Origin of the sequence: Larkinella humicola, assembly GCF_008727875.1 — a bacterium.
Taxonomy (GTDB): Bacteria; Bacteroidota; Bacteroidia; order Cytophagales; family Spirosomataceae; genus Larkinella; species Larkinella humicola.
Genome location: NZ_VTWS01000004.1, coordinates 486,648 through 506,870, shown reverse-complemented (window position 1 = coordinate 506,870; position 20,223 = coordinate 486,648). Strand labels below are relative to the sequence as shown.

The 20,223-nt window shown below is 54.2% G+C and carries 14 protein-coding genes; 8 read left to right on the top strand and 6 right to left on the bottom strand.

Annotated features, from left to right (window positions below):
• Positions 1 to 10 precede the first annotated feature (10 nt).
• The 6 genes from F0P93_RS18100 to F0P93_RS18075 form a co-directional block, all read right to left on the bottom strand.
• Positions 11 to 1,393: a neutral/alkaline non-lysosomal ceramidase N-terminal domain-containing protein gene (locus tag F0P93_RS18100; protein WP_225309532.1), complete on the bottom strand. Its 1,383-nt coding sequence runs from the start codon at positions 1,391 to 1,393 to the stop codon at positions 11 to 13.
• Between the two features lie 82 nt (positions 1,394 to 1,475).
• Entirely contained in the window at positions 1,476 to 2,558 is a 1,083-nt protein-coding gene (locus F0P93_RS18095) for a dipeptidase (RefSeq protein ID WP_150878394.1), read from the bottom strand.
• Positions 2,555 to 3,520, bottom strand: coding sequence for a 3-hydroxyacyl-CoA dehydrogenase family protein (locus F0P93_RS18090; protein WP_150878392.1), 966 nt, complete (start codon positions 3,518 to 3,520; stop codon positions 2,555 to 2,557). Before F0P93_RS18090 ends, F0P93_RS18095 begins: the two co-directional genes overlap by 4 nt.
• 58 nt (positions 3,521 to 3,578) lie before the next feature.
• A complete protein-coding gene (locus F0P93_RS18085; protein ID WP_150878390.1) occupies positions 3,579 to 4,889 on the bottom strand; it encodes an aspartate aminotransferase family protein in 1,311 nt (436 codons plus the stop codon).
• A gap of 9 nt (positions 4,890 to 4,898) precedes the next feature.
• A complete protein-coding gene (locus tag F0P93_RS18080) occupies positions 4,899 to 5,876 on the bottom strand; it encodes a 3-hydroxyacyl-CoA dehydrogenase family protein (RefSeq protein ID WP_150878388.1) in 978 nt (325 codons plus the stop codon).
• Positions 5,877 to 5,891: 15 nt separating this feature from the next.
• Positions 5,892 to 6,281, bottom strand: a complete 390-nt coding sequence (locus F0P93_RS18075) for a RidA family protein (RefSeq protein WP_150878386.1) — start codon at positions 6,279 to 6,281, stop codon at positions 5,892 to 5,894.
• 200 nt (positions 6,282 to 6,481) lie between these two features.
• Here F0P93_RS18075 and F0P93_RS18070 point away from each other — a divergent pair, with 200 nt between their 5' ends.
• The 8 genes from F0P93_RS18070 to F0P93_RS18035 all read left to right on the top strand — a co-directional run bounded on the left by F0P93_RS18070 (position 6,482) and on the right by F0P93_RS18035 (position 20,089).
• On the top strand, positions 6,482 to 7,351 hold the full coding sequence (locus F0P93_RS18070; protein ID WP_150878384.1) for an AraC family transcriptional regulator: 870 nt from the start codon (positions 6,482 to 6,484) through the stop codon (positions 7,349 to 7,351).
• 144 nt (positions 7,352 to 7,495) lie between these two features.
• Positions 7,496 to 10,717, top strand: a complete 3,222-nt coding sequence (locus F0P93_RS18065; RefSeq protein WP_150878382.1) for a SusC/RagA family TonB-linked outer membrane protein — start codon at positions 7,496 to 7,498, stop codon at positions 10,715 to 10,717.
• A 14-nt stretch (positions 10,718 to 10,731) separates the two neighbouring features.
• Positions 10,732 to 12,213 (top strand): RagB/SusD family nutrient uptake outer membrane protein, encoded by a 1,482-nt coding sequence (locus F0P93_RS18060; RefSeq protein ID WP_150878380.1) that lies wholly within the window; start codon positions 10,732 to 10,734, stop codon positions 12,211 to 12,213.
• Positions 12,214 to 12,265: 52 nt separating this feature from the next.
• On the top strand, positions 12,266 to 13,618 hold the full coding sequence (locus tag F0P93_RS18055; protein ID WP_150878378.1) for a sialidase family protein: 1,353 nt from the start codon (positions 12,266 to 12,268) through the stop codon (positions 13,616 to 13,618).
• A 32-nt stretch (positions 13,619 to 13,650) separates the two neighbouring features.
• Positions 13,651 to 14,997, top strand: a complete 1,347-nt coding sequence (locus F0P93_RS18050; protein ID WP_150878376.1) for a sialidase family protein — start codon at positions 13,651 to 13,653, stop codon at positions 14,995 to 14,997.
• 35 nt (positions 14,998 to 15,032) lie between these two features.
• A complete protein-coding gene (locus F0P93_RS18045) occupies positions 15,033 to 16,415 on the top strand; it encodes a sialidase family protein (RefSeq protein WP_150878375.1) in 1,383 nt (460 codons plus the stop codon).
• A 240-nt stretch (positions 16,416 to 16,655) separates the two neighbouring features.
• The gene (locus tag F0P93_RS18040) at positions 16,656 to 18,455 is read left to right on the top strand and encodes a hypothetical protein (RefSeq protein WP_150878373.1); all 1,800 of its coding nucleotides are present in this window, start codon (positions 16,656 to 16,658) and stop codon (positions 18,453 to 18,455) included.
• Positions 18,452 to 20,089, top strand: a complete 1,638-nt coding sequence (locus F0P93_RS18035) for a glycoside hydrolase family 32 protein (protein WP_225309531.1) — start codon at positions 18,452 to 18,454, stop codon at positions 20,087 to 20,089. Before F0P93_RS18040 ends, F0P93_RS18035 begins: the two co-directional genes overlap by 4 nt.
• The last annotated feature ends 134 nt before the right edge of the window (positions 20,090 to 20,223 follow it).

Sequence of the window (20,223 nt, the reverse complement as noted above, 5' to 3'; positions counted from 1 at the left end):
TAGTTGATCGTTATACTTCGTAGTTTACTGCCTCTAAATCCTTTTTATCCAGCAAGTCCACCAGTTTAGTTCGAATGCGTTCCTCAGCGCTTAGTTCCAGAAAACTGGTCCGGCACCGCCAGGTTTCGTAACCGCCCCGCTGAATTTCATGCGCGGGTGGCACGTAGCCTACGTAACCATTGGCCATGGTGATGGTGAAATAAGGGCTGCCCGACCGGTTTTGTTTGAGCCGCAAACCGGTTTCGGCAAAAAACTCTCCACCCAACGCCCCAATCTGCCCGGTACCGATTTGGATGGCCTGTACCGGAAACAGAATCGTGTCCGGATAATCATTCAGCAACACCTGTTCGCGGGCATAAATCCGGTGCAACGCATCGGCATCGACCTGTTGAATGGCTTCATACTGCGACACGGCCACCACACTCCGGGCGGTTTCCAGTTCGTCGGCCGACGGCTTGCGAACGCCCGTCGGAACCTCGGCATAGCGGGCAAAAAGATCTGGATTCGTCTGCCAGTCAACGATTTGCAACGCTTTGCCAACCCGGGCGGCAATGTCCTCTCCAATCAGATTACTTTTGGCAAAATGCTCTTTCGGATAGCGGTCGGGGTCCAGAAAATCCCAGATGTTGGCTTCTCCGCTCGTGCCGTTGCTCATCATGCCGACAAACGCCGAACCCGCACCCAGTTGACGGCGTAGTTCATCGGAAAACACCCCAAAGTAATCAGCGGTGATCGTGCCGTTTTCCCAATCGCCGACGTAATGCAGCGAGTAATTTGCCAGGACGCTGATCCATTGGTCGTCCAGTCCTTTCACGGCCAGAAAACCAACTTGCGGATCGATGGGAACCACACGCCGGTCGATCTGTTGCTCATCGCCAAACGGGTTGGTTTTCACGCCATCGAGTCCGCCGGTGACGGGATTGCGGGCGGCATAGCCTTCCTTCATGAAAAACCGGCGGCAAACCACGTGTTCCGGCACTTCCACCGCCCCGAATCCGACTTTGGCCGGACGGAGTTGCTGCGTCGCTTCCACGACGGCTTCCACAAGGAAACCGGGTAATTTTTGCCGGTAGGGTAAATCGGCCGCTCCTAGCAACAGACTCGCGACGGAGCCAGCCGCGTGGGTGTGCGTACTGGCAATCAATACATTCTGTGGGACAATGCCGGTCTGGTTCTGGATGAGTTGTTTGACTTCGTCCAGCAAATCTTTCGGCATGGCGCAGATGTCGACCATCACCAGGGCCACCAGCGTGTTGTTCCGTTGCAGAACCAATGCCTTGGCGTACAAGGGGTCGTGGATATAGCGGGCGTAATGGGTGATAAAATCGCCGTTGATCAACGTTCCCAACGGCGGGGTAATATCCACCTGAGCCGCACCGGCCTGAAAGTTCATAGTTTTGTTCGGTTTGCCCCCAACCCCCTGAAGGGGGCTTAGCTCTGCCATTTTTAAGCCCCCTTCAGGGGGTTGGGGGTATTTATTTCCAGGCTTTGCGTAAAAACCGCAGCCAGTTTCCGTGAAAAATATTGTCGATATCGGTGGGTTGGTAGCCCCGACGGGCCAGAATGTCCTCGTATTTCCGCAAATCGGCAATCGAGTTCATGTCCCAGGGCGACTGCTCGGTTCCGAAAATACCGTCCAGATCGCTTCCAATGGCCACGTGATGGCTGTTGCCGGCAATCTGACAGATGTGATCCCAGTGATCGACAAGGTTTTCGAGCCGGATGTCCAGTTGCCAGGGGTCCGACACCGTATCGATAAACCGGATGTCCATCGCCCAGCAGTCCAGCATTCCGCCAATCACGGCGTCCCGTTCAATGAGTTGTTTAATCTGCTCATCCGTCAGCTGGCGCTGGTTCGGTACAATCTTCCGAACGTTGTGGTGACTGGCCCAAACCGGCCCCTGATAGCGATCCATCACCTGCCGGAAGCCTTCGTCGGTGAGGTGGGTGACGTCCAGAATCAGGTTGAGTTTGTCCATTTCGGCCAGTAATTCCAGCCCCGACGGCGTCAGCGGTCCTTCCATTTTCGTACCCGGTGCGTATCGACCCGGCCCGAAATGCGACAATCCCATCGCCCGCAACCCGTAGTCATAGGCCCGGTGCAAATACGAAATATCCACCAGCGAATCCGCGCCTTCGAGGCTCAGAATATACCCGATCGGTTTCTCTTCGTCCGCTTGTTCGGTATTGTTCCACAACGCCAGATGGGTTTCCAGTTCCGTCCGATTGGTGATCTGGACCATCTCGCCGAGGGCTTCCATCTCGCGGTACCAGACCAGCTGTGCCTGGGTCATGGCCCAGGCTTGCTGTGGCGAGTGCCAGCCGGGCAGCGAACTTCCCAAAGGCGTCACCCGCGACAATTGCGTGGCCACCACCAGACCAATACCGCCTTTGCGGAGTTCGGGTAAACAAACGGTTCCTTTGCCCCGGTCGGGTTTGTCTTTCATGCCCATTTCGCGCTGCCGGATTTCGACCAGCGGGCGCGACAGATCCCGGTTCCATTCCAGGGCGTTCATCGCCAGGTCGAGGTGGGCATCAAAAATCAGGCGCTTCGTCATACTACCACGGTCTGTTTGGCCACTCGCTGCGGAGTTTCGGCGTAATTGAACGGGTATTTGCTGATCAACTCCTGAATCTGGAGGCTAAATTCCCGAAACGATTCTTCCCATTGTTCCACCTCCCCGGCTTCGTATGCGTAGAGTCCTTTTTCGGTACTCATGCCCAAACCGCCGTTCTCCACGATTTCGGTAAAAAACCGGGGGACGTGACGGGCTTTCGACAATTCGGGAAACAGATCCTGCATGACGACGCCGTAAATGAACGTTCCCATCAGGTCCATATACCGAAAATTGCCCGAAAAGGGCAAATAATAGCCCGGATCATTCCGGCAGGCGCGGTCGACATCCTCGACGGAAACGTAGCCGTTTTCCACCAGATAAAACGCTTCCCGAATCATGGCACACAGCATCCGGGTTCGAATACCGGTATCATTCTGAACCACATAGGGGTCTTTTTGCCAGAATAATTTCGCCGTGGTATAAAAGTCATCGACCCGCTTGGTGTCGCTTTTTTCGTTGGTGATGATTTCCAGAAAATACGTCGTATCGGCGGGTTCCGTCCAGTTTACGCCGATGATCCGTTCGGGATGGCGGGCGTCCTGCTGGAGACTGCTGAGCGGAATGCTTTCCGTATTGATAGCAATCAGTGCCTGGGGCGAAAGAACCGCTTCCAGTTGCCGGATCAGGGCTTTTTTCTGAGCCTCATGCTCATCCGTACCGGCAATGACCAGATTGACCGGCAACGGACTATCCAGGTGCCGGATTTCCTTCACCTGCCGGTCCGAGGCATCGATTTCCACCAGGGTAGGCGAAACCGGGCCACAGTCGGTCGTGTCAACCGGGCGGGTGGTATATACCGTAACCGGGTGGCCAGCCTGGCGCAAACAGGCAATGATCCCCGTTGTCCGCTTGCCCCATCCCGTTACGACGATTTCCTCTTTTTCAGGTGATGTGTTACCCATAATTCGTTGGTGTTAAAACGCTGAAAATAAGCGCAGCAGCCGTCTTCTTTTCGTATCGTCACCAGCCCAGCTCCTCACTTCCCAGCACTTCCCGGGCCGTTTTGATGGCGTGATCAATATCGTCTTCGGTATGGGCCGCACTGATGTACCACAGGCCCCGGCCAATGACCCGGACGCCCCGATCGTGCATACCCGCAATGAATTTAGCAAGTTTAACCCGGTTATACCCCAGCGTACCCCGGTAATCGGTTGCGGATGGCTGGTCGGTAAAACCGGCGTGGAACATCGGTCCGAGCCCCTGCACGCGCAGATTCTGGCCCGTTTCGGCTGCGGCTTGTTCCAGACCCGTCATCAGTTTTTGACCAAACCGGTACAAGCGTTCATACGGCTGATCTCTTTCCAGTACCTGAATCGTGGCTAAAGCGGCCGCGATGGTCGGGTTGCTGGCATTCATCGTGCCCGCGTGGATCACCTTCGCTTCCTCGACCAACTGCATCCAGGCACGTTTGCCCACGATGGCACTGATGGGATACCCGCTGGCGATGGCTTTGGCAAAAATGGACAGATCGGGCGTGATGCCGAAATAATCCTGGGCGCCTTTGAGTGAAACCCGAAAACCGGTGATGACTTCATCGAAAATCAGCGCCATTCCGTACTGATCGCAGAGGTCGCGGAGACCTTGCAGAAAACCGTCCTGCGGCAGAATGCAGCCGTTGTTGCACATAATTGGCTCGGTGATGATGGCGGCCAGTTCGTGGTGGTGCTCGGCGACGGTTTTCCGAACCAGTTCCAGATCGTTCCAGGGCAGAATGATGAACTCATCGCGGGAATTCGGAGCCAGACCGGCGCTCCAGGGATACACGTTCGGGGCTTCCCGGTCGCCCAGGGCTTCTACCGAAGGCGTCGACAACCCCCAGGCGACGTTGTCGAGCCAGCCGTGGTAATGTCCTTCAAAACGCAGAAATTTGGTTTTGCCAGTTTTGGCACGGGCCACCCGAAAGGCGGTTTGCACGGCTTCGGAACCGTCCAGGCAAAACCGCATGAGGTCGGCAGACGGAATCAGGTCGGCCAGTTTTTCGGCCAGTTCAATTTCTTTGTGGTGCTGGCCGGCAAAAAGCTGGCCCTGTTCGGAATAGTCGTGGATGGCCTGCAACACCTCCGGGTGCGAATGCCCGAGCAACAGCGGCCCCTGGCTCAGCGTAAAATCCAGGTATTCGTTGCCGTCTACGTCGTAGATCCGGCTTCCTTTTCCGTGCGTATAAAAAATGGCGTGGGGATGATTGTACTTGCGAAACTCGGACGAAACGCCCCCGGCCAGCACTTTTTTTGCCCGTTCGAGCAAGGTGGCCGATTCGGTGTAGTGTGTCATTACGTTGGTTTAACCGATTCGTTGGTCAGTCCGGAACGGATACCGGGCCGCCAATTGATAAATGTCTTTATTAAAAACCGCAAAGGCTTTGTCCCACTCCTTCGCTTCTTCTTCGGTGTAGTCATACAGGCCCTGCGCGCTCTGGGTGCCCCGCAGCTGCCGGTCCACGAGGTGCTGCATCAGCTTCGGAACCGCTTCGGAATTGCTCAGTTGGGGGAAAATGCGCCGGAAGATTTCGGGGTAATCCTGCAAACCGGTGTAGTCCATCCGCCGGAAAATGCCCATCATTGTAATCCAGGAACCGGCATCGTAGCGAAACGCCTTGTCGACATCGTCCAGGCTGGCGGCCCCGGTTTCCACCAGGTGCAGTCCTTCGCGGTAAATGGCATACATCAGGCGGTTGGTTACAAAACCGCGAATGTCCTTTCGTAACAGGGTAGGCTCTTTTTTCCAGTGGTGGGCCAGTCGAAACACCCAGTCGGCGAGGTCCACCGAGGTGTGGGTGCCGCAGGTGATTTCCATAAACCGGGTCATGTAGGCCGGTTCGGCCCAGTGAACGCCCATAAACCGCTCCGGATTCGGCACGTATTGTTGCAACATACTGATCGGAATGGCCGATGTATTGCTGGCCAGCACGGTATCGGTGCTCACCACGGCGGCTATTTTCTCGTAAACGGATTGTTTGATCGGTATTTTTTCGGTAACACACTCCAGCACCAGCCGGCAGTCGTGCAGTTCGCCATAATCCGCCGAAAGGGTCAGCAGGGTGACGGTTTTTTCCAGCGGCTGCGTGAGCAGTTCGGCTTCTTCGCCGTGTTGCAGTTGGCTGGTAATGCGCTGGAGGGCGTCGGCCAGTTCATTGGGCAGGGGGGCGATGGCTTTAACCGGGTGACCAGCCATCAACAGGGCGGCCACGATACTGCTGCCCATCAACCCAAGCCCCACAACGCCTACGCTGATCTCACTCGTTTGTATAGTCTCATCCATTCGCCGAACAGGTTTTCAGGCCGGGAGTTTAACAATGCAATCAATTTCTACTTTCAACCCCTCAGCCAGCACCGATTGCACGGTGGTTCGGGCCGGTTTTATCCCCGGAAAATAGTGGGCATATACCGTATTATAGCGGTCAAATTCGGCGATGTCAGCCAGGTGAACGGTGCATTTGACCACATCCTCCAGCGTGGCGCCCGCCGATTCCACAATCGTTTTGATGTTCTGTAAGGTACGGTGGGTTTCGTCTTCAATGGTACCCAGCAAAAATTGAGACGTTTTAAAATCAACGGCCGCCTGTCCGCTGACAAATAGAAAGCCGCCGGCAATCACCCCGTCTGAATAGGCTCCGGTCGCAAAGGCAGGGTCACGGTCAGGGTGAATCACTTTTGTTTTACTCATGCGTGAAAAAGCAGATAGAAAGGTTGTATTCATCAGGGCCGACAGGTCGACCCTGTACGTATCAGCAAAAGTAGTTGGGAGAGTTTGCTATTTCTGTTACTTTTATCCATATTTCTGATACTATTCTTCATAAGTTTCTGACCAATTCAACAATTATACTATACTTACTGACCGGTTTTACTTTATACGTCCGATTCGCCATGAAAACTATCGAATTTCGGTTACCACAGGAATACGACAAATCTTTTATTGTGTTTCAGGAGATTGGCCAATTTTTCCCCTGTCCATGGCACTACCATCCCGAGTACGAACTGGTGCTGGTGCTGAAAAGTACGGGTCGCCGGATGGTAGGCGATCACATCGGGTATTTCGACGCGGGCGACCTGGTGTTTATGGGGCCTTCGCTGCCCCATGTCTGGGTGAACGATCCCGAATTTTTCAAGGGAGAAGCGGGCTACCAGGCCAACGCCATCGTCGTCCAGTTTGTCGATTCCTTTCTGGGCAAAACGTTCATGGAAATCCCCGAAATGGAAGCCTTCCGGAGTTTCCTGATGCGGTCGAACCGGGGGATGGTCATCAAGGGCGATACCCGGGAAAAGATCGCCGATACGATGACCCGGATGCTGACGATGAACGGTTTACAGCGGCTATCGGCCCTGTTGTCCATTTTCGATCTTCTCGCCCAAACCACTGACTATGAGTTACTGGCCAGCCCCGGTTATGTCCAGAATACCCACCTCAAATCCTCCGACCACCTGCGAAAAATCAACCAGTATATCATGCAGAATTTTCAGGAAGAAATCTCGCTGCCCGAAATTGCGAGCGTTGCCAACATGGCCCTGACGACCTTCTGCTGTTTTTTCAAGGAACACTACCGCGTCTCCTTCGTCGAATACCTGAATACCGTCCGGATCGGGTACGCCTGTAAACTGATTTCCGAGAAAGACCTGAACATTGTTGAAGCCGCCGGCGAAAGCGGTTTCAATAACCTGGCGAACTTCAACCGGCAATTCAAAAAAATCAAGAACATGACGCCCAGCGAGTACCGAAAGACGCTGAATCTCGTCTAATCTTGTTTTCTTCCGAAAAAAAGTACCTTTCCGGCTTTTCCGAAAAATAGTATTACAAATACAGATAAAAGTAGCAGGATGCGATAGAACCGAAACTTAATTTTGCTATCGTCAAATTTGGTATGACTTTCTATCTAAGATACTATGGAAAAGAAAACTTTACCTGCTCTTTCTTTCGGAAAGCGCTATTTTTTGTTGGTTACGCTACTCGTCAGTAGCCTCGCTGTTTTCGCCCAACAAGCGCGCTCGGTCAAAGGTAAAATTACCGATGAACGGAACGAAGGTTTGCCCGGTGTCAGCATCGTTGTGAAAGGCACAACCAGCGGAGCCACAACGGACGCCAACGGTCAGTACACCATCAACGTTCCCAGCGACCAGTCCGTCCTGGTCTTCAGTTTTCTGGGGTATGAGTCGCAGGAGGTCATGGTGGGCAACCAGGCTCTGCTCGACATTACCCTGAAAGGGGACAGCAAAACACTGAACGAAGTCGTGGTAGTCGGTTACGGAACGCAGTCGCGCGAAGTGCTGACCACATCCGTTTCCAAACTGGATACCAAAGTGCTGGAGAACACACCCTATGCCAACGCGGCTTCGGCCCTGCAGGGAAACATCCCGGGCGTTCGGGTACAGGCCCCCGCCAACGGCGGTCAGCCGGGCGCAGCTCCCCGGATCATTGTGCGCGGAGGAACCTCCATCAACAACCCGAATGGCGCGGCACCGCTGTACATCATCGACGGCATCATTCGGACCAACATGAATGACATCAACCCCGACGATATTGAATCACTGCAAGTATTAAAAGATGCCGCTTCGACGGCTATTTACGGCGCCAGAGGGTCAAATGGCGTCGTCATCATCACCACCAAAACCGGTAAAAGCGGCAAAACCAAAGTAACCTATTCCTACGACCTGGTTTTCTCCAAACCGGGTAAAATGTATGAAATGGCGAATGCCCGCGACTACATTTACCTGCAACGGCTCGGAGCGGTTCGCTCGGCGAAAAAAGACCCGACCGCTACGCGCCAGTTGACACTGGCGACGGGAGCCGGAACTGGTAACGACCTGACCAACAACACGATTTACACGACCCAGTATCTGTCGGACGCCAACAAGCACAAGCTGAACGAAGGCTGGGAAAGTATGCCGGACCCGCTGGATTCCTCCAAAACCATCATCTTTCAGAATACGGACTTCCAGAAACTGATTTACCAGGACGGCGTTTCGCACAACCATTATGTGGCCCTGACCGGCGGGACCGAAAAGGCGACCTTCAATGCGGGTGTCGGGTATCTGAACAACCAGGGAACAGTTATTACGACCAAGTATGACCGCTTGACGTTTAACCTGAACGGTGAACTCAAAGTGCGGGACAACCTGACGTTTTTCGGGCGGACGATGTTTACCCGTTCAAGCAATAACGAGGTCTATAACATTTCGCAAATCTTCTACCGCTCAGCCGCCAACGTGCCGACCTCGAAGCTGTATTATGAGGACGGCACGCTGGCACCGGGTGCCAACCGGGGCAACGGAAATGCCGCGTACTTTCTGAACAAAGACAAACGGGGCAACTCCATCGAAAACATGACGCTGTCGGTCGGTGGGCGCTGGGACATTTTGCCGGGTCTTTCGTTCGAGCCACAGATTTCGATGTATAAATTAGCCACGGATGGCTATTCGTTCCTGCCATCGTATTACAACGGAACCACGGCGGTAACGACCCGGGCAGCCTCGGCGAGCTACACAAAACTAACTCAATATCAGGCAGATGCGGTATTGTCGTACGATAAAACGTTTGCGTCTTCCCATAATCTGTCGATAAAAGGCGGTTTTTCCTACTTTGGACGGAATAGCTACGCCATGTCGGCCAGCGGCCAGGGGGCGGCTACGGACTTGATTCCAACGCTGAATGCGGCTACTACCCCGGTTTCGGTGGGTGGTTCGGTCAGTGACCAGGTGATTCTGGGTTATTTTGGCCGGGTTAACTACGACTACAAACAGAAGTACCTGTTCTCACTGAATGCCCGCTACGACGGAGCTTCCAACCTGGGAGCCAACCACAAATGGGGCTTCTTCCCGGGCGTTTCGGTCGGCTGGAACCTGCATCATGAAGAGTTCTGGAATGCGCTTCCTGCCGATTTAATTCAGTTAAAACTACGCGGAAGCTATGGGGTCAACGGGAATATCAGCGGACTTTCCGACTTCCAGTCGCAGGGCGAATACGGTGTCGGTGCGCGGTATCTGGGCGTTTCGGCCGTGCAGAATACCGTGATTCCGAACCCGGCACTGAAATGGGAGCAGTCCAAAACGTTTAACGTGGGGGCCGACCTCGGTTTGTTCAAAAGCCGGGTGAATGTGATTGTCGATGTGTACCGGCGTGTGACCGACAACCTGCTGACCAGCCTGACGCTGCCGCCATCGACCGGTTTTTCCAGCATCTTTACGAACCTGGGTAGCCTGGAAAACAAAGGGATTGAACTCGAACTCAGCGCACAGATTTTATCACCTTCTTCCCCGCTGCAATGGCAGATTGGCCTGAATGCCGCCAAAACCAGGCACAAAATTCTGACCCTGCCCTACAACGGCACGCCCAATAACCGGATCGGTGGGTACAATGTGTATGACCCCGCCAGCGCATCGTACGTCTGGGGTGGTGGCTTGCGCGAAGGAGGACGGATTGGCGACCACTATGCCTGGAACCAGATTGGGGTGTATGCCACGGACGAAGCCGCCAAATCGGCCCCGGTGGATCAGCTCATCACCTACGCTGATAAAACCAAATACGGGGGGGACGCCATCTTTCAGGATGTGGATGGCAATAACATCATCGATGAACGGGACCGCGTCTACATGGGTAATCCGTTCCCGGTCTGGACGGGCGGTATTTCCAACACCCTGTCGTACAAGAACTTTAACTTTGTTGTTCGACTGGATTACGCAACAGGACACACCATTTACAATTACGCCCGGGCGTTCATGGATGGTCAGTGGGCCGGGGTGAGCATGACGAAAGAAATGGTCGAAAAGTCCTGGAAAAAACAGGGTGATGTCGCCAGCATGGTACAGTATCAGCCGGGTATCGGGAACTACAGCAACTGGCGCGGATCGGCCTGGCACGAGTTGACGACCAACTCGACCTATTATGAAAAAGGCGACTACCTGTGTCTCCGGGAAATTACACTCAGCTACAGTGTTCCAACGGCGGTTTTGCAGAAATTTAAACTCAGCAACCTCCGCTTCAACCTGACCGGCAACAACCTGCATTACTTTACGGCCTACAAAGGACTGAATCCGGAAGATGGCGACCGGGACAACGGACGGTATCCGATTCCGAAAAACATCGCGTTTGGAGCTTCTCTTACCTTCTAATCACTCGCTGAACCATGAAATCACGCTATAAACTAGTTTCGGGATTAGTACTGGGGCTGCTGATCAGTACCTCATCCTGCACGGATCAATTAGAACTCGACCCGACGAGCGTAATCACCAATGCGTCGTTCTGGAAAACGGAAGATGACGCCAAAGGCGGTTTGAACGGGATGTACGTAAAACTGCGGAATGAAGCCCTGCTCAATCTGTACATCTATGGCGAAGGCCGCAGCGAGGTGATGCAGAAGTCGCTGGCCGGCACCCTGGATTATGACCGCTTTTATCTGAACACCCTCAACCAGGCAGGTGCCGGTCCCGACTGGATCGGCCTGTATTCGGCGGTCAATGCCGCCAACCTGATTCTGAAATACGTACCGACGATTACCTTTAATTCGGAAAGCACGAAAAACAGCACCCTGGCGCAGGCGTATGCCATGCGGGCTTATCTTTACTTCGTCATGGTCAGAACCTGGGGCGACCTGCCGCTGCGAACCACCCCCACCGAAGGTTTCGACCCGGAAACCACGTTTCTGGAACGATCGCCCGCAGCAGACATCTATAAATTAATCAAGGAAGATATTGAAAAAGCCCTGCAGCTCTTCCCCGACAATGCCTTTACGAACGGCCGGAGCATGTGGTCGAAACCGTCGGTCAACGCTCTGAAAGCCGATGTATATCTGTGGACGGGCAAACGCGCCAACGGTGGACAGGCTGATTTTACGACGGCCTTAGCGGCCTGCGACGAAGTGGCCAAAGCCGACGTTTCATTGCTGGCCGACTATGCCAGTCTGTTCAAATATGCCAACAAAGGCAGCAAGGAAATCCTGATGTCGGTGGGCTTCCGGTATCTGGAAGTCGGGGACAATTACTTCAATAACATCTACATGGCCGTTGGGGCGCTACCCGCCAATGCTGAAGCCGCTTCCAAAGCCATCGTCGGGGTGTCGGGGGGCAACAACGTCTGGGAACCCAGCGCACTCGTCCGAAACCAGTTTTCGACCGATGATCAACGCCGGGCCGGTACCTTTCACGAGGTCTACACGACGGGTGCCAATGGAGCCCGAAACTATTTCATCTCGGTGCAGACGAAAGGACAGGGAACCGTTGAAGGGGGCGTCCGGTTTTTTGTCGACGACATCATCCTGTACCGTTACGCCGATGTGCTATTGATGAAGGCTGAAGCCAAAAACGCCTTGGGCCAGGACCCGAGTACGGAAATGAATCTGGTGCGGCAACGGGCTTATGGGGCAAAATTCGATGCCTACAAATTCGTCAACGGAACCAAAGAGGCCAACGATGCGGCCATTTTGAAAGAGCGACTGCTGGAACTGATGCTGGAAGGCAAACGCTGGTGGGATCTGGTCCGGTTTGGCAAAGCATTCGACATCGTTCCGTCGCTGCAGGCTCAGAAAGGCAAGGATCATTTGCTGCTGTTCCCGATTTCGAGCAACGTACTGAGTCTGGAACCCAAGATCAAGCAAAATCCGGGGTATTAACAACCGGCACTAAATTCAGGGCACCTCCTAAACCCTTTTACAGACCAAGACGATGAAGAAGAAAATTCTTTTTCTTACCGGTTTAGTGTGCCAATGCTGGGCCGTTCAGGCCCAGCATTCTTCCCCTACAACCTGGAACGAAAACACCGGCGCGCCCCTTACCATCCAGCCCGAAATCCCGGTATTTGGCCAGTCGACCATTGAGTATAAACGGAAAGGAAAATCCGTTTTAAAGGTTCAACTCGCGGAACCCGCCCTCATCACCGTAGCTTCTAAACCGGAAAAATGGGGCTACGTTCAGTTTCCGGACATCACCCGCACAACGGACGGCACCATCGCCACCAAATGGAACATGGCCGACGATGCGATGGAAGCCTATGGACATGCCCCGACGCCGTCGGCGATTTCGACCGATGGCGGAAAAACCTGGAAACAGAATCCGAATCGGTGGGAAGATTCCGGGGCGGGCGAAGGCGTGCAACTTCCCAACGGCGACTGGATCAAAATCATGACGCCACCGGCAATCAAAGACGAAGAGCTGACCCTGCCGAAACCCGCTGGTACCGTTATCCGGGGCAAAACCGCCTACACGATGTATAAGATAAGCGAACTGCCACCCAACCGGCAGGGCGTTTTTCTGGCCCGGCGCAGGAAAGGCGAACGGACGTGGCAAGCCGAACAGGCTACCCTCGACGATCCACAGGCATTGCGCTACAGCCTTCGCGGCATGATTCCGGTCGTGTGGTGGGGCGATCTAAAAGTGGCGGCCGACGGCTCGGTCATCGCGGGGGTCTATCCCGGATATTACCTCAAAAACGACGGCATGCCGGACCAAAAAGGCGGCACTTTTTTTTACCGCTCAACCGACAACGGCCATTCCTGGAAAATCCTCAGCCGGATTCCGTACCAGCCCGACCTGCGCATCGATACCAGCGGTCATCGGCATCAGGGATTCACGGAACCGGCTTTTGAGATTTTAAACGATGGTACCTACCTGTGTGTGATGCGCACCACCGACCGCGATTACGGCCCAATGTATGCCAGCCATTCGACCGATGCCGGAAAAACCTGGTCGAAACCGAAAATCATCACTCCGAATGGCGTATTGCCCCGGTTGCTGCAACTGAAAAACGGGGTCACGGTGGTTTCGGCGGGTCGTCCGGGCGTTCAACTCCGGTTTTCGACGGACGGCAAAGGCGAAACATGGACCAATGCGTTCGACATGCTGCCCTACGAAAAAGGCGAGAGCGTTTCGTCCGAGCGGATTACCTGCGGCTATACCGGCTTACTGGCCACCGGAGCCAACACGTTTCTGGTCATCTATTCGGATTTTGCCCATAAAAACGAGCAGGGCGAAATTCGCAAGGCCATTAAAGTCCGCGAGGTAACGGTCTCTCCGCTTTGACCACCACCCACTTTTTGAAACCGCTTAACCCAATGCATAGATTTCCTCTCGTTGTTCTGCTCTGCGCCCTTGCTTTGACCGGCCGAAGTCAGGAAAAACCGCCGGTTTCTTCCCTAAGCTGGGAGGAACGGAAAAATACCTCCCTCTCGAACATTACGCCCGGCATTCCGGCCTTTGGCAAAACGGAAGTCCTGTATAAACAGAATGGCAACGACAAATACAAGGTAACGCTCGGGCAACCCGTTGTCGTGACAGTAGCCGATAAGGCAGTAGGCTGGGGCTATTTCCAGTTCCCATCGCTTTACCGAAGCGTCGACGGATCGCTGGTAGCCTCCTGGGCCATGCACTCCGATCATGCCGAAAGTTACGGCAAGGATAGCAATGGCTACGCCCTTTCGACCGATGGCGGAAAAACCTGGACCCCACACCCGGGTTCACGTCCCCTGGGCGACGGTCTGGTGTTACCCAACGGCGATCGGATCAAGAACTATACACCAGCCGCACTCGACACCAGCACCCTGAAACTCCCCAAAAAAGTGGGGACGACCCCGGAAACGTACGGCCGGAGTTTCTCCTATTATAAAGTGGATGAATTACCGGAAAAGCTACAGGGCGTTTACATCAACCGGCTGAAAAAAGGCCAAAAAGAGTGGACGCTGGAACACAACCAACTCATTGATCCAACGGCGGTTCGCTACACCGACGACAAGCTTTTTCCGCTGGTGTGGTGGGGCGACATGCGGGTGGAAGCGACGAAGGCAATCATGACGGGCACCTACCCCGGTTTTTCGATTCAAAACGGAAAAGTGGCGGCATCCGGGGTGCATTTTTACCGATCGACCGATCAGGGTAAAACCTGGAAAATCGTCGGCCGAATTCCTTACGCGCCGGATTTAACCCATGACCCCAACGGCAACAAACGACTCGCGCTGGGTTTTACAGAACCCGCCTTCGAAATTCTGAAAGACGGTTCTTACCTGTGCGTCCTCCGAACCACCGACGGACTGGGCAACAGCCCGATGTATGTCAGCCGGTCGACCGATAAAGGCGCAACCTGGAGTCACCCGAAGGCGTTCACGAGTTCGGGGGTGTTGCCCAAATTGCTGCAGTTAAGCAATGGCGTCACGGCTTTGGCTTCGGGTCGGCCTGGTATGCAGCTCCGTTTTTCAACCACCTCGAACGGTTTGCAATGGACCGACGCTTTTGAAATGCTGCCCTTCGGTGACCCAAAAGACGCGGTTTCGTGCGGATATCCGGAACTGTTGCCAACGGGGCCGGACAAATTTTTACTGATTTACTCGGATTTCAAATACAAAAACGAAAAAGGCGAAATCCGTAAAGCCATCAAGGTTCGGGAGATCACGGTTTCTCCCCGCTAACTCCCCCTTTTATTCACTCAACACCCTCACTTTCAATGACGAAACCCTACCTCCTTCTCCTTTTCGGGCTTATTTTGGGCGGCTGCAAAACCGCCCAAAAAGCAGCGGTTCCCGCCCTGGAATGGACCGAACGAAATGAGCCCCTTTCCGTCATCAGGCACGGGATTCCGGCGTATGGCAAAACCGATGTTCTGTATAAACAGAATGGCAAGGAAACATACCGGGTAACGCTGGGTGAACCGGCGGTGGTGAGTGTCGCCGATAAAGTAGAAGAATGGGGCTTTTTCCAGTTTCCAACCATCGCCGGCACTGCCAACGGGGCGATTCTGGCCAAATGGCACATGGCCAAAGACGCCATGGAATCCTACGGAAATACCCTGTCTCCCTCATCTATTTCCACCGATGGCGGGAAAACCTGGAAACAAAACCCGAAAAGCTGGGAAGAAACCGGCGCCGATGAAGGGTTGCTGCTGCCCAATGGCGATCGCCTTAAAATCCTGACCCCGAAGCCCCTCAAAGAATCCGAGCTGGCGATGCCCCAATCGCTCGGTTCGATGACCCGCAGAAAATACGAACACAAGTTTTTTAAGTTGTCGGAAATGCCGGCGAGTCGGCAGGGGGTTTTTCTGGCCCGCCGGAAGAAAGGCGAAACCGCCTGGCAGGAAGAACATGCCACCCTTGATGATCCGCAGGCCCTGCGCTACAGCCTGCGCGGTATGGTGCCGGTGGTGTGGTGGGGCGACATGAAAGTAGCCGCCGACGGCGCGGTCGTGGCCTGTATCTATCCGGGATTCCACATTCGGGAAGACGGAAGTGTGGACATCAAGGGCGGGGTTTTCTTTTACCGATCCACCGATTCGGGAAAATCCTGGAAAATTCTGAGCCGCATTCCGTACCAGCCCGACACCAAAATCGACACCAATGGCGTGAACAAGTACTGGTTTACCGAACCAGCCTTTGAAATTCTGGCCGACGGCACCTACCTCAGCGTCATCCGTTCGCACGATATTTACAGCGGCCCGATGTACGCCAGCCGCTCCACCGATCAGGGTAAAACCTGGACCAAACCGAACGTCATTACGCCGAACGGTGTACTGCCCCGCTTGCTGCAGTTGGCCAATGGTGTCACGGTGGTTTCGGCCGGTCGCCCGGGCGTTCAGCTCCGGTTTTCGAACGATGGCAAAGGCGAAAAATGGACCAACGGTTTCGAGATGATGTCCTTTGGTCAATCCGATTCGGAACCATACATCGAAAATGACCGGGGCAGAACTGAACCGGTTTCCTGCGGCTACACGGGTTTGCTGGCCACCGGGCCGGACAAATTCCTGGTGATTTATTCCGACTTTATGCATAAAAACGCGCAGGGACAAACCCGCAAGGCCATCAAAGTGCGGGAGGTTACGGTTTCTCCACTTTGAAAAGCGACAACTTTCTTATGGGAGGTGATGTGGCTGGTCGCGTAGCGACCGAATGTTTGTAGCCGGAATGCCTTTGTCGTCGCTGTGATCGCGTAGCGATCGAACCTGCCGGAACAGTTCGATCGCTACGCGACCAGTGTTTACGTTCAGTGAGAATCTTGCTACAAACATTTAGTCGCGTAGCGACCGGAATTTTATAAGTTAATTCAAACGGTTTTGCAATACTTAAATTCATTCAGCATGAATTATCGCATTTGGCCTTTTCTGGTCCTGGGTTTAGTTTGCACGGTAGCTGTTGGCGCCACGGATGGGAAAGTTGCGGTTGCGGCTCAAAAACCGCTAACCGCCGATTCGAGCCAAACATCCCGCACAAAAAAGCCAAAGAAAGAAGCCGTACCGTTTTTATACAGTCCACCAGCGGCACCATCGCCCCGCTTGCTGTTTGATTATTACCACCGCAAAGGACCCAGCACCAAAGTCGGCAACTACATGGTGACGGGTTCCTGGACCACGATTAACGGTCGCTACGGCTGGGACGATTTCGTGCATACCAACACGTTTGACCCGGTTTTTGTGGCTTTGGAAAAAGAATATGCCATTTCGATGGCGCAGGAACCGTATTCCGAAACCCTGCTGGCGACGAAAGACGCCGTTATCATTGTCAATCCCGACAATCCGAAACTGGACCCCACGGCCAACCTCATCACCGATGCCGAGATTGCGATGCTTCGGCGGTATGTCGAGAAAGGCGGCAGTTTGATGGTGATGATCAACAGCGGGGGCGACGACCGGGCTGCTGAAGATTTTGAAGGCGTCCAGTTGCGCAAACTGGTGCGCAGTTTCGGCCTCGACTGGAACAGCGACGACACGCATTATTCCGACGTGGTGATCGGCGAAAACCACCCGTATTTCTACGACGTACCCATTTTTCACTACGGTTCGGGCTGCACGCTTAAGATTTTGCCGGAAGCCAAAAATCCGACGGTTCTGATGCAGGTTGCTTCCGACGCGGGCTACCCCGACCGCAACGTCAAAGGCCCCGGCATCGTGATGACGCGACCGGGAAAAGGAAAATTCATTCTGGTGGGCGACAACGGTTCGTGGACCGGCAACATGTCGCGCCCCTGGGCCGAGAACGAACGGATTCTGAAGCAGTTGTTCCGGTATTTAAAACCCGACCAGGGCGTTAAAGCGCCCCAGTTACCGGCCGAAAAAAACTTCACCTACGAAGTAACCGTGGCCGAATTACAAGGCATTCCGGTGACAAACACGCTGACGAAAGTTGAGCACCCCCATTTCAAGCTATTTTCACCCCGACCGGCCACCAACATGCCGTACCTGGAAGCAACCGCCAGCCTGACGCTGAAAATTGGCAAACACGGGGCCGAAGAAGCCGCTCCGCTGACCGCCGAGGTGAACGGTTTTCGGTGGTTCGACGAAAGTCCTCAGGCAAAACAGCAGATTAATTTTGTGGCCAGCCGGCAGGGAAAAGTGAGTCAGATTGCGGCAAAAGGTCAGGCGGCTCAGTGGCTGGCGCCGGACATTCCGGTGTTGGTGCCGCTATTGCCGGTGGATGGCATCCGTCCGGGCGATCACTGGGAAAGCCTTGAGAACGTGCGGATTCCAATGCTGAACGGCACGGATTTGCCACCGGTTAAACCGACCACCATGAGCATGACCTACATCAGCGACACCGAGCTGGCAGGCCGGGCGTGTCGATTGATTCGGGCCACCGGCGAAGTCTGGCTCAGTAACCTGGGCGTTCAGGTGGAAGATTTGTTGCCCGACGAAGAAGCCCGACAGGTGGGCGGTTCCCGCTACCGGTTTTTCAACGAGCACGGTGGGAAGATACTGTACAAACGCGAGCAGTGGGTGGACCGGGAAACCGGGACGGTGATCAAGGGCCGGGTTCAAACGCGGATTGTCGCCTGGATTCAGGACAAAACCGTACCCGTCGGCAGCAGCAACGCCGTCAAAGACCAGCAAATGATCGTGTCGATGGCCCACAGCACCACGTTTACTCTGAAGGAAACAAAATGAGAGGTGAATTAGCGGGAACAATACTTCGTGCCTTTCTAATCGCAGAAACGCTATTTTCTTCGCTCACGATGGCGCAGGAAAACCGGGCGTCGAAAGTGCCGTTTTACACCTTTGGAACGACGCTGGAGGAGCAGGAAAAGCAATTGAAAGCCAATCCGATGCTAAAGCGGTTCGATGATTCTCGCAAAGAACTCGCCAAAGACCACCACCGGCCCACGTACCATTACGTGAGTCCGGAAGGAATCATGAATGATCCGAACGGATTGTGTTTCTGGCAGGGCCGGTGGCACCTGTTCTACCAGGGTTTTCCGCCGGAAGACCCACGCGTACACTGGGGACACGCGGTCAGCACCGATCTGATCCACTGGCGGGATTTGCCGTACGCCATTTACCCCAATCCCGAGGACCGGGTGTATTCGGGAACGACCTTCGTGGAAAAAAACCGGGTGATCGCCATGTACCACGGCGTGGGTTCCGGCACGATGGTAGCTACTTCCACCGATCCACTGTTGCTGAACTGGACCAAACTGGGAAACAAACCGGTGATCCCGATTCCGAAACCGGGCGAGCAACTGCCGTACAACGTTTTCGATCCGGCGATCTGGAAAAAAGGGGATCAGTATTACAGTGTGCTGGCCGGTCGGCGTCCGGTTGGGCCGGGGGGCAAACTGGTCCGTGCGTTGTTCCTGTTCCGCTCACCGGATCTGGCTAACTGGCACTATCTGCATCCGTTTATTGAAAACGATGGGTATGGGATGGTCGGGGATGACGGCGCCTGTCCGTATTTCTGGCCGATTGGCGACCAGGGCAAGTATATTCTGCTGCATTTCAGCCACATGAGTGGCGGCAAATACCTGCTGGGCGATTACGACCAGGTCCATGACAAATTCATCGTCACCGACGGGGGTAATTTCAACCACGGTCCGATGCTGCCCAACGGGGTGCATGCGCCCTCGGCATATCCCGACGGGAAAGGCGGTATTAACGTCATTTTCAATATCAACGAAGGCAAGACCGACAAAACCTGGGGCCGGATTATGACGCTGCCCCGGCTGCTGACGCTGGACGAAAACGGAAAATTACTAATGTCTCCCACGGGCGATATTGCGTCTTTACGGTCGAAAAAAGTAACCGTGGCTGAAACGACGCTGCCCGCCAATCAGGAAATCGTGTTGCGGGCGGTTTCCGGGAATGCGCTGGAAATGCATGCGGTTATCGATCCGAAAGATTCGCCCACGATTGAACTGAACGTGCTCCGGTCGCCGGGGAAAGAGGAATACACCCGGATTCTGTTCTACAAAAACGGTGGTTTCTGGGATCGGTCCGAAGCTAAAAACGTGCAATACAGCGCGATTTCCATCGACAATTCGACGGCTTCAACGCTGGAAGGCGTCCGGTCGCGGGTGCCGGAAACCGCTTCGGTTTTTATAAAAGATGGGGAATTGATCGATCTGAGGATTTTTGTCGATAAGAGTATTGTGGAGGTATTCGTCAACGGTCGGCAGTGCGTGGCGGTGCGCATGTATCCGGGTCGGAGCGACAGCCAGGGCGTTTCCATTCAGGCGCACGGAAGTGGCGCAACGCTAAAATCGCTGGAAGCCTGGCAAATGGATAACCTGTTCGCCAAACCTTGAGATTGATACAATCATTCAAAAACCGTCCGACCAATCGGTAATCCTGTCGGTAACTTTGAAAAATAGTACAACAAATCGAAACAAAAGTAGCAGGATGACTAATGGACAAAACTTAATTTTGCATACGTTCCATC